We start from the raw sequence: 10,125 nt of genomic DNA, 5'->3' as shown, positions 1-10,125 counted from the left end.
AGCCCCCTCCACCCGCTCCGCGGGAGAGGGGGAGCCGTTTGGCGCGGGGAAGGGTGGCGTGCGCGTTCCCCAACTCTGCTCCACGATGCGACAGCCGGACCGGTGGCGCGGCCCCGACCAGGTTCGCAGGGCCGCGAAGGAACTGCGCCAGCCCATGACCGTGGCCGAGCAGAAGCTCTGGTCCGCCGTTCGGCGCAACGGAATCGACGGGCTCCACTTCCGGCGGCAGCATCCCGTGGGGCCGTTCATCCTCGATTTCTACTGCCCGCGGGCAAAACTCGCCGTCGAATTGGATGGGGCCATCCACGACCGGCAGGTTGCGCGGGACCTCGCGCGGACCGAGGGCCTGGAGACCCTTGGGATCCGTGTGCTCCGGTTCCGGAACGAGGCCGTTCTGAACGAACTGGCCCACGTGACTGCGCGCATTGCGCAGGAACCTGCCGCCCGCCTCGGCAGTGCTCCCCCCTCTCCCGCGGAGCGGGTAGAGGGGGGCTGGGGGGGAGGGGGCCTCTCCCCCGCACCGGGGCATGGGGAACGCTGATCCGTTTTCCACGCCTGTTCTACACCGGAGCGCCGCATGCCCACGGGGCACGGACCGTGCAGCCCGCCAACCGGTTTCCAGACGCAGCCGTTCCGACGATCCACCCGAAATTCCTGAGGCCGCATGGCGCAGTCCCGCGAGCGCGTTCCCGTCCAGATCCTGGAGCACGACCAGATCGCCAGCACCCTGGCCGCCCGCATCGCCGAGGTCGTCCGCACCGCGAACTCCCAGGGCCGCCCCGCGGTGCTGGGGCTCGCCACGGGCAGCACCCCCATCGGGATCTACCGCGAACTCATTCGCATGCACCGCGAAGAAGGGCTCGACTTCAGCAACGTCGTGACCTTCAACCTGGACGAATACTATCCCATGGCGCCGGACAGCATCCACAGCTACCACCGGTACATGTGGGAAAACCTGTTCGAGCACATCAACATCCCCCGCGAGAACGTGCACCTGCCCCGCGGCGACCTGCCGCGCGACCAGGTGGAGGCGCACTGCGACGCGTACGAGCAGGCCATCCGCGACGCGGGCGGCATTGACTTCCAGATCCTGGGCATCGGCAAGACGGGCCACATCGGCTTCAACGAACCCGGCTCCGGCGTGGAGTCGCGCACCCGGCTGCTGCCGCTGGACACGGTGACCCGCCGCGACGCCGCGGCCGACTTTTTCGGCGAGGACAACGTCCCCACCGAGGCCATCACCATGGGCGTGGCCAGCATTCTGGACGCCCGCGAAATCGCGCTCATCGCCACGGGCGAGCACAAGGCCCGCGTCATTCAGCGCGCCGTGGAAGGCGAGCCGGACCCGGACGTGGCCGCCACGTACCTGCAGAGCCACCCCAACGCCACCTTCTACCTGGACCCCGCCGCCGCCGCGGAACTGACGCGCGTCAAGACGCCGTGGGTGGTGGGCGAGGTGCGCTGGACGCGCGAGCTGGAGATCCGCGCCGTGATCTGGCTGAGCCAGGCGACCGGCAAGTCCATCCTCAAGCTGGACAACTACGACTATCGCGAGCACCACCTGAGCGCCCTGCTGGCCCGCTACGGCAGCGCCGGGCCGCTGAACGGCGAGGTGTTCAACGCCCTCATCTCCAAGATCCGGGGCAAGAGCAAGCTCCCGGAGGGCCGCCGCATCATCGTCTTCAGCCCGCACCCGGACGACGACGTGATCAGCATGGGCGGCATTCTGAACAAGCTGCACCAGAACGGCAACGAGATCGTGGTGGCGTACCAGACCTCGGGCAACATCGCGGTGTTTGACCACGAGGTGCGCCGCTACCTGGACTTTCTGCGCCGCTTTGGCCGCGACTTCGAGCTGGGCGACGGACGCATCGAGGCGCTCACGGGACAGATCGAGAACTTCCTGAACGAGAAGCACCCCGGGCAGGTGGACATTCCCGAGGTGCAGCGCATCAAGCAGCGCATCCGCGAGGCCGAGGCGGTGTCCGGCATCGAGACGTTCGGGATGACGGTGGAGCAGGCGTGCTTTCTGAACCTGCCGTTCTACCAGACGGGCAAGGTGCGCAAGGACGCCATCGGCCCCCGCGACGTGGAAATCACGCTGCAGCTGCTGGAGGAGCACCGGCCGGAGCTGGTCTTTGTGGCGGGCGACCTGTCCGACCCGCACGGCACGCACCGCATGTGCCTGGAGGCGGTGGAGACCGCGCTGTCGCAGTACAGCGGCCCGGCGCCGGAGCTCTGGTACTACCGCGGCGCGTGGCAGGAGTGGGGCGTCAGCGAGGCGGACGTGCTGGTTCCGCTTTCGGAAGACGAGCTGCGGCTCAAGATCCTGGCCATCTACAAGCACCAGAGCCAGAAGGACAAGGCCCCGTTCCCCGGCCAGGACGACCGCGAGTTCTGGGAGCGGGTGGAGGAGCGCAACACCGGGACGGCCCGCATCGTGGACGCGCTGGGGCTGCCGGAGTACTTCGCCATGGAGGCGTACGTGGTGCGCCGCGACGGCAAGCCGCTGGAGGTGGAGACGGTGTCCACCAGCGCGCTGGGCGCTCCGCCCTCCATGCGCCGCGCCACGGACCGGCCGGGGCAGGCGTCCGGCACCGGGCCGCGGCTGCCCGCCGACACCGACGAGGTGACGGAAATCGGCGGGCAGACCACCCGCGGATGAACGGACCGATCCTGGTGGGGGTGGATGGCGGGGGCACCCGCTCCACCCTGGTGGTGGCCGACGCGCAGGGCCGTGAGCTGGCCCGCGCGGCTGGCGAGGCGGGGCTGGTGGACCCGCGCGACCCCGAGCGGAGCGCGCGCATCATCGCCGGCCTGGCGCGTACGGCGCTGGAACAGGCGGGGCTGCGCGAGGTGCCCGACGCGATCTGCGCCGGGCTTGCCGGCGTGGGGAACGAGGCGGAGCGTGTGGCGGTGCACGACGCGCTGCAGGCGTCCGGCGTGGCGCGGCGGGTGCGCGTGGCGTCGGACGGCGAGATCGCGCTGGAAGGCGCGTTCGCCGGCGGGCCGGGGATTCTGCTGATCGCCGGCACCGGCTCGGTGGCGTACGGGCGCGCGCCGGACGGCCGCATGGAGCGCTGCGGCGGCTGGGGGATGATCGTGGGCGACGAGGGAAGCGGGTTCGCCCTGGGCCGCGACGGGATGAAGGCCGCCCTGTGCTCGGTGGATGGGCGCGAGCCGCGGACGGTGCTGCTGGACGCGATCCTGACGGCGCTGGACGTCGACAATCCGCGCGAGGTGCCGCCCTGGGCCGGGCGCGTGCCCAAGAGCGAGATCGCCGCGCTCGCGCGCGTGGTGCTGGACGCGGCGGAGCAGGGGGACGCGGTGGCGCGGCGGGTGGTGGAGTCCGCGGCCGGAGAGCTTGCCCGGCACGTGACCGCGCTGGCGGAGCGGCTGACGCCGTGGTCCGGCGAGGTGCCGGTCGTTCTTCACGGCGGCGTGCTGCGTTCCCCGCTGTACGCCTCGCTGGTTACGCGGGAGTTGTCCGGGGATGCGCGTGCGTTCCGCGTGCAGCCCCCGCGAATGGACGCCGTTCACGGCGCTCTTCGCTACGCCGCCGCCCTGGTGGGGGAAGAGGTGCCCGTCTGACCTGGGCGCCTCACCCGTAGTGGTGCCGGGCGTGCATGAACAGCGGACCTTGCTCGGAAAGCTGGTAAATGAACCGATGCTCCTGGGTAATGCGTCGGGACCAGACTCCGCGCCTCGAATAGCGAAGCGCCTCGGGTTTGCCGAGTCCGCGCCGGGGATCCCGCAGGACGTCTTCGATCAATCGCAGGACTCGCAGGGCGATCCGGGGCTCCGTCTGCACCCAGAAGACGAGATCGGCGCGGAACGCCGGCTTCAGCAGGGCATCGCGCTCTGGATCCCACGCCGTTTCCTCATCGTCGGTTCCTGACATTCAGAATCTCGCCTCGTAGGGTGAGCCGGGTGTGGGGTGGCGTGGGCGGCGGCGGGCCGTACACGCGCTCGTTGGCTTCGCATTCAGCGAGAAGCCTTGCCCATTCCTCTGGATGTGCCTCGAAGTAGGCCATCGTCTCGTTACGCATGCTGAACTTCCGGAGACCATGCCGGAAGTCGCGGCGGACGATAGGGCGGCGGCGGATCAACTCGCGCGTGGCGCCGAGCTGGTGCGTGCGAATCCTCATGCGATTTCCTCGTCCGTGCTCCGATGCTCGGACCAAACCGCCGCCCCCCTTCGCAGTGCGGAAAACTTCGCCGCGCAGCGTGAGCTTTGTGTAGCGAGGAAGCGGTGGTGGTGGGCCGTACTCCTGTTGAAGGCGATCAACGATCTTCAGCAACGCTGCCCATTCATCCGGATGGGCGTCGTAGTAGGCCATGGACTCGTTGTGCATGGTGTAGCGGCGCAGGCCGTGCCGGTAGTCGCGGCGCAGGATGGGACGCCGGGCGCGCGGCGCGGTGGTGACGCCGCGGGTCGTGGATCGTAGCTGCATCGCGTGCTCCTCGGCCTGCTCGGTACCCGCCGGCGGGCAGCGCTCAACAGCGCCCGTCCGGTTCGCCATCGTCATCCGCGGGACGCGTTCGGAGCGTCCGGCGTGCGATCAACGATGGCAACGCCGGCGGCCTGTGTCAAGTGTGTCCATCTTCCCTGTCGTATGCCGTCACCGGGCGAACGAATCCGGAGATGGGGACGAATCCGCATCTATCGAAGAGACATGAAGATCCACGCTTTCTCGCTTGCGCTCCTGTCCGCCGGATTCGCCTTTTCCGCCTGCGGCGCGCCGCCGGCGGATCGGGCGCCCTCGCCCAGCCCGGCGCCCCCCGCAGCAACCGTGGCCGCCGTACCCGCACCGGCCGGCGCGCAGATCGCCGACCTGCTGATCCGCGGGGGGACGATCATGGACGGGACGGGAAGCGCGGGCGTGCGCGGCGACGTGGTGATCCGCGGGGACCGCATCGTGGCAGTGGGGCAGGCGGGCGGAATGCAGGCGCGCGACACCATCGACGCTACGGGGCTGGTGGTGTCGCCCGGGTGGATCGACATGCTGGGGCACAGCGAGTACCCGCTGCTGGAAGACGGCCGCGCCATCAGCAAGATCACGCAGGGAATCACCAGCGAGATCACCGGCGAGGTGACCAGCGTGGTGCCGGTGAACGGCAATACCATCCGCGAGCTGGGCCAGTACGCGCCGCTGGTGCGGTGGGGGGATCTGAACGGCTACTTCGCCGCGCTGGAGGCCGCGCGCCCCGCCATCAACCTGGGGACGTTCGTTACCGTGGGCTCCACGCGGCGGTACGTGATGGGCGACGCCAACCGCGCCGCCACCCCCGCGGAGCTGGATTCCATGCGCGCGCACGTGGACCTCGCCATGCGGCAGGGTGCGTTCGGGCTGAGCTCGGGGCTCGCGTACGCACCGGCGTCGTTCGCCAGCGCGGAGGAAATTTCGGAACTCGCGCGCGTGGCGGGGCGGTACGGCGGCGGGTACGCATCACACATCCGCTCCGAAGGCGCGGGGCTGGTGCGGGCGGTGGAGGAGGCGATCCAGATCGGCGAGCGCGGCGGGACGTGGGTGCAGGTCCATCACCTCAAGGCGAGCGGACGCAGCAACTGGGGGCGGGTGCGCGGCGCGGTGGAGGCCATCGAGGCGGCGCGGGCGCGCGGCGTGGACGTGGCGGCGGACCAGTATCCGTACGCCGCCAGCGGAACCGGGCTGGACGCCGTGCTCCCCGGCTGGGTGCACGAGGGCGGCACGGAAGCGCTGCTCCGGCGGCTGTCTGATCCCGCCACCCGCGGGCGCATTCGCGCCGAACTGCTGGAAGGCGGGGAAGCGAGCATCGGTGCGTCCGCCGGCGGGCCCACGGGGGTGCAGATCGCGGACGTGACGGTGGACAGCCTGGAGAAGTACCAGGGGATGCGGCTGAGCGAGTACGCGCGGCTGCGGGGGCAGAACCCCGCGGACGCGGTGATCGACCTGCTGATCGCCGATCGCGCGGGGACGGCGGCGATCTACTTTTCCATGTCGGAAGACGACATCGAGTACGTGATGCGCCAGCCGTGGGTGATGGTGGGGATCGATGCGGGTTCGCGCTCGGCCGATCCCAGGCTGGTGGGCCGGCCGCACCCGCGCGCGTACGGCTCGTTTCCGCGCGTGCTCTGCCGCTACGTCCGCGAGCGCGGGGTGATGACGATGCCGGAAGCGATCCGCCGCTTCACCTCGCTCCCCGCGGCGCGTCTGGGGCTGGATGACCGCGGGATGCTGCGCGCCGGGATGTTCGCCGACCTGACGATCTTTGACCCGGCCACCGTGTGCGACCGCGCGACCTTTGTGGAGCCGGTGCAGCTGAGCACGGGGATTCGCCACGTGATCGTGAACGGCGTTCCCGTGCTGCGCGACGGCACTCCCACAAACCTGCGCGGCGGCCGCCCGCTCCGCCGCACGCGCCGGGGCAGCGCCCTCGGGACCCAGCCCGCACGCTGACCATCGCCTTCGGCCGGGTGCTCGTTGTCCCGGTCAGACGGGCGCGGTCCCGCTCATCAGCCGTAAGGCGGCGATGCGCGCGCCGTCCGTACGCACGGTGGCGGCGAGTGCGCGGGCGCGGGCCGCCACCGCGGGTGCGAGCGCGTGCTCCAGCTCCCGCGTGAGCGAGTCCGCGATGGGCGTGCCCGGCGCGTGCGCGGCGCCGATCCCGAGCTGCGCGACCCGCGCGGCGCGTGGGCGCGAATCACGCGATCTCCATCCACCGGAGATTCCAGCGGTGAAAACCGGAGGACAGAATGCGCGCGGCGCTGTAGGTTATCCGCATGACGCTGACGCACGAGCACATGATGACGCGGTTCTACAACCGCGACCGGGAAAGCGACGGGCAGTTCATCACCGGCGTGCTCACGACCGGCATCTACTGCCTGCCGTCGTGCCCTGCGCGCAAGCCGCTTCCGGAGAACGTCCGCTTCTTTGATACGCAGTCCGAGGCGCGCTCCGCCGGGCTGCGCCCCTGCCGCCGCTGCCGCCCCGACCACTTCTACGACCGCTACGACCCCGGCCTGCACCTGGTGCAGACGCTCTCCGCCGACGTGCGGCGCGACCCCGCCCGGTTCGCCGACGCTGCTTCGCTGGTGGCGGCTTCCGGTGTGGGCGCCACGCGGCTCAACGCGCTGTTCCGCGAACACCTGCACCTGACGCCCGCTGCGTTTCTGGCCCGCGAGCGCGTGGACGCCGCCCGCGCGGCCTTGGCGGACGGCGCCTCCGTGTCCGACGCGGCGTTCAGGTCCGGGTTCGAGAGCCTGTCCACGTTCCACGCGAACTTCCGGCGCGAGACGGGGCTGACTCCCGGCGAGTTCCGCGCGCTGGGATCGTCCAACGCGTTCACCCTCGCGCTGCCGCCCGGGTACCCCGCGGACACCATGCTGCGCGCCCACGGCCGCGACCCCGCCAGCCTGCTGGAGCGCGTGCACGGGCGCGAACTGGTGAAGGGGATCACGCTGGCGGGCGCCCCGGCCCGGCTGCACGTCGTGTTCGGTGATGACGCTGCCCAGTGCCGGGTGGAGGGTGTTGCGCCGGACCCGCCTCGGATGCGGATGGCGCACGCGATCGCCGCGCGCCTGCTGAACCTGACGGGCGATCCCTCCGCATTCGAGCGGAGGATGGATGCCGATCCGGCGACGGCGGCGCTGATCGCGGGACGGCGCGGGCTGCGGATTCCGCGCACGGCGGACGCGTGGGAGTGCCTGCTGTGGACCATCGTGGGACAGCAGGTGAACCTCACGTTCGCGTACGCGCTGCGGACGGTGGTCGCGGAGTTGTGCGGCGTGCCGGTGGGCGGCGGACTGCGCGCGCATCCCACGCCGGAGGCGGTGGCGGCGCTGGACTACGGGGACCTGACCGGCCGCCGCTTTTCCCGCCGCAAGGCGGAGTACGTGATCGATACGGCGCGCCGCATCGCCGCGGGAGAGCTGCGGCTGGACGTGTCTGATAAGGAGCCGGCGACCACACTGCAGCGGCGGCTGCTGGAGGTGCGCGGCCTGGGCCCCTGGTCCGTGCACTACCTGATGATGCGCGGCTTCGGGTTCGCGGACTGCGTGCCGGTCGGCGACTCCGGGCTGAGCGCCGCGCTCACCCGATTTCTGGCGCTGGACCACCGGCCCGCCGCGGCCGAGCAGGACGTGCTGATGCGGCCGTTTGCGCCGCACCGCAGCCTGGCGACGTACCACCTCTGGGCAAGCCTGGGAGACCCGCAATGACCATCTACGCAAGCCGTTTCGAACCCGGGTCCCGCCCGCTCACCGCGGTGGTGGACGAGGGCGGCGCGCTGACCCACCTGCTGTTCGCCCATCAGCCCGTTCCCGCCGGCGCCGTGTGGGACGACGAGCGGTGCGCCCCCGCCGTCGGTCAACTACGCGAGTACTTTGCCGGGGACCGCACCGCGTTCGACGTGCGCATGCAGCCCGCGGGGTCGCCGTTTCAGCGGCGGGTGTGGGACGCGCTGCGGCAGATTCCGTTCGGGCAGACGGTGTCGTACGGCGAACTGGCCGCCCGGCTCGGCGTGCCGGGAAGGGCGCGCGCCGTGGGCCGCGCGAACGCCACGAACCCCATCCCCATCATCGTCCCGTGCCACCGCGTCATCGGCGCGGACCACAGCCTGACGGGGTACGCGGGTGGGATGGAGATGAAGGTTTCGCTGCTGCGGCTGGAGGGCGTGCCGGTAGCGGACGGGGCGCGCCCGCGCGTAGGAACCACGAGCGCCCCATGATCGATCCGGTCCGGCCTGGCGGACGCACAGTACCAGACGTTCATTGACATGGGCGGCATTCTGTCGCAGACTAATCCGAGTGCTGTGCTTCTCGTAAACCTGTCCCGTGGAGACGACCATGCCCAAGCTGAAGCTCGACCTTGACGAACTGGCCGTGACTTCGTTTGATGTAGACGACAACGGGGGCAGCCTCGAGCGCGGGACCGTTGAGGGCCAAGGGATCAAGCCGGTGCAGGAAACCGAATACAATTGCGAGACTGGCCAGGCCAGCTGCTACTATTCCGCATGCGCGAACATCTACAACAGCTGCGGCTACTCCTGCAATTGCGTGACGAACACGGACAACGTGGTATTCTGCCACTGAGCCTCGGACGGCTCCGGGAAGGTACGTACGACGACGGCGGCCCCGGGAGCGAGTCCGGGGCCGTCTCGTTTTCCGCCATCGACGCGCGCTTCAGTCGATGCGGACCAGGAAGTCCGTGCGGATCATACGGGTGCCGTGGCCGGCGAAGTCCACCTCCGCGCGGTCGCCGTTGATGGCCAGCACCAGCCCCTCGCCGTACGTCTCGTGCCGCACCTCGTCGCCGCTGCCCAGCAGGGTGGGATCCGCCTCCTGCATGTGCAGGTCGGGAAACAGATAGCCGTCCGGGATCCCCGCCTTCTCCATGCGCGGGCTCGACGCCGCCGCGGCGGACGGATCCGTCTGCACGCAGCTGTCGCAGTGCCCGCACGTCCAGTCGGTGGCGGGCGCCTCGCCGAAGTACTCCAGGATCATGCGGGTGCGGCACTTGGCGTTGCGGCAGTAGCGCACCATGTCGTCCAGCTTCTTGCGGTCGGTGGCGCGCCGCTGCTCGTAGTCCTGCAGCTCCTGGCTCAGGTCCGCGGCCGCCACGTCCGGCGCCAGCCGCTCCCAGAATCCGCCACGGTGCTCCCGCATCATCCCGTGCCGCTTGAGCAGCGTCATGACGATGCGCGCCTTGCGCCGCGCCACGTCGGCCATGTCGGCGATCTCGTCCAGCGCGCGCTTCTCCTCCAGCGGCATGCGGTTGACGATGCGCGCCACCGCGATGGCCTCGTCCAGGTCCGGGTACTTTCCGCCAAGGAAGTACCCCTGCACGCCGCGGTCTTCTTCGCGGTACAGGATCACGCAGCGCGAAGGCTCGCCGTCCCGCCCCGCACGCCCGGCCTCCTGGTAGTACGACTCCAGCGAGCCGGGAAAGTGGTAGTGCACAATGAAGCGGATGTCGGGGTTGTCGATCCCCAGCCCGAAGGCGTTGGTGGCGATGACCGCCTTGACCTCGCCCGACATGAAGCGGTCCTGCGCCTCGTGCCGCTCCTTTGCCGGGAGCTTGCCGTGGTACAGGGCCAGCTGCTGGCGCTTTCCGAACTCCTCGTACAGCCGCTCCGCCTCCTTGA

Annotated in this window: 10 protein-coding genes; 7 read left to right on the top strand and 3 right to left on the bottom strand. The window is 70.4% G+C overall.

Annotated elements, in window-relative coordinates:
• The 3 genes from VF665_RS03135 to VF665_RS03125 form a co-directional block, all read left to right on the top strand.
• Positions 1-541: endonuclease domain-containing protein (locus tag VF665_RS03135; protein ID WP_331051946.1), on the top strand; the 541-nt coding region annotated here is incomplete at its 5' end.
• 123 nt (positions 542-664) lie between these two features.
• Positions 665-2,665, top strand: a complete 2,001-nt coding sequence (gene nagB / locus VF665_RS03130; RefSeq protein WP_331051945.1) for a glucosamine-6-phosphate deaminase — start codon at positions 665-667, stop codon at positions 2,663-2,665.
• Positions 2,662-3,591, top strand: coding sequence for a BadF/BadG/BcrA/BcrD ATPase family protein (locus tag VF665_RS03125; RefSeq protein ID WP_331051944.1), 930 nt, complete (start codon positions 2,662-2,664; stop codon positions 3,589-3,591). The genes nagB and VF665_RS03125 overlap by 4 nt, the downstream gene beginning before the upstream one ends.
• Positions 3,592-3,601: 10 nt before the next feature.
• Here the strand turns inward: VF665_RS03125 and VF665_RS03120 are convergent, their stop codons facing one another.
• Both VF665_RS03120 and VF665_RS03115 read right to left on the bottom strand, forming a co-directional pair.
• Entirely contained in the window at positions 3,602-3,901 is a 300-nt protein-coding gene (locus VF665_RS03120; protein WP_331051943.1) for a Txe/YoeB family addiction module toxin, read from the bottom strand.
• The gene (locus VF665_RS03115; protein WP_331051942.1) at positions 3,882-4,529 is read right to left on the bottom strand and encodes a hypothetical protein; all 648 of its coding nucleotides are present in this window, start codon (positions 4,527-4,529) and stop codon (positions 3,882-3,884) included. Before VF665_RS03115 ends, VF665_RS03120 begins: the two co-directional genes overlap by 20 nt.
• 147 nt (positions 4,530-4,676) lie before the next feature.
• Here VF665_RS03115 and VF665_RS03110 point away from each other — a divergent pair, with 147 nt between their 5' ends.
• The 4 genes from VF665_RS03110 (at position 4,677) to VF665_RS03095 (ending at position 9,073) form a co-directional block, all read left to right on the top strand.
• Positions 4,677-6,440 (top strand): D-aminoacylase, encoded by a 1,764-nt coding sequence (locus tag VF665_RS03110; protein ID WP_331051941.1) that lies wholly within the window; start codon positions 4,677-4,679, stop codon positions 6,438-6,440.
• Positions 6,441-6,763: 323 nt separating this feature from the next.
• Complete coding sequence (locus tag VF665_RS03105; protein WP_331051940.1) at positions 6,764-8,200, top strand: DNA-3-methyladenine glycosylase 2; 1,437 nt, start codon at positions 6,764-6,766, stop codon at positions 8,198-8,200.
• A complete protein-coding gene (locus VF665_RS03100; protein WP_331051939.1) occupies positions 8,197-8,709 on the top strand; it encodes a methylated-DNA--[protein]-cysteine S-methyltransferase in 513 nt (170 codons plus the stop codon). Before VF665_RS03105 ends, VF665_RS03100 begins: the two co-directional genes overlap by 4 nt.
• A 118-nt stretch (positions 8,710-8,827) precedes the next feature.
• The gene (locus VF665_RS03095; RefSeq protein ID WP_331051938.1) at positions 8,828-9,073 is read left to right on the top strand and encodes a hypothetical protein; all 246 of its coding nucleotides are present in this window, start codon (positions 8,828-8,830) and stop codon (positions 9,071-9,073) included.
• Between the two features lie 90 nt (positions 9,074-9,163).
• Here the strand turns inward: VF665_RS03095 and VF665_RS03090 are convergent.
• Positions 9,164-10,125, bottom strand: a 962-nt coding sequence (locus tag VF665_RS03090) for a helicase-related protein (protein WP_331051937.1), incomplete at its 5' end; no start/stop codon positions are given.

The organism is Longimicrobium sp. (assembly GCF_036387355.1).
In the GTDB taxonomy this organism is placed as follows: Bacteria; Gemmatimonadota; Gemmatimonadetes; order Longimicrobiales; family Longimicrobiaceae; genus Longimicrobium.
The sequence above is the reverse complement of the archived record's forward strand: the minus strand, read 5'-3'. Positions and strand labels throughout refer to the sequence as shown.

Excerpts from the sequence above, each read along its gene's own strand:
- nagB (WP_331051945.1), top strand. The coding sequence starts at position 665 with ATGGCGCAGTCCCGCGAGCGCGTTCCCGTCCAGATCCTGGAGCACGAC.
- VF665_RS03125 (WP_331051944.1), top strand. The coding sequence starts at position 2,662 with ATGAACGGACCGATCCTGGTGGGGGTGGATGGCGGGGGCACCCGCTCC.
- VF665_RS03120 (WP_331051943.1), bottom strand. The coding sequence starts at position 3,901 with ATGTCAGGAACCGACGATGAGGAAACGGCGTGGGATCCAGAGCGCGAT.
- VF665_RS03115 (WP_331051942.1), bottom strand. The coding sequence starts at position 4,529 with ATGACGATGGCGAACCGGACGGGCGCTGTTGAGCGCTGCCCGCCGGCG.
- VF665_RS03110 (WP_331051941.1), top strand. The coding sequence starts at position 4,677 with ATGAAGATCCACGCTTTCTCGCTTGCGCTCCTGTCCGCCGGATTCGCC.
- VF665_RS03105 (WP_331051940.1), top strand. The coding sequence starts at position 6,764 with ATGACGCTGACGCACGAGCACATGATGACGCGGTTCTACAACCGCGAC.
- VF665_RS03100 (WP_331051939.1), top strand. The coding sequence starts at position 8,197 with ATGACCATCTACGCAAGCCGTTTCGAACCCGGGTCCCGCCCGCTCACC.
- VF665_RS03095 (WP_331051938.1), top strand. The coding sequence starts at position 8,828 with ATGCCCAAGCTGAAGCTCGACCTTGACGAACTGGCCGTGACTTCGTTT.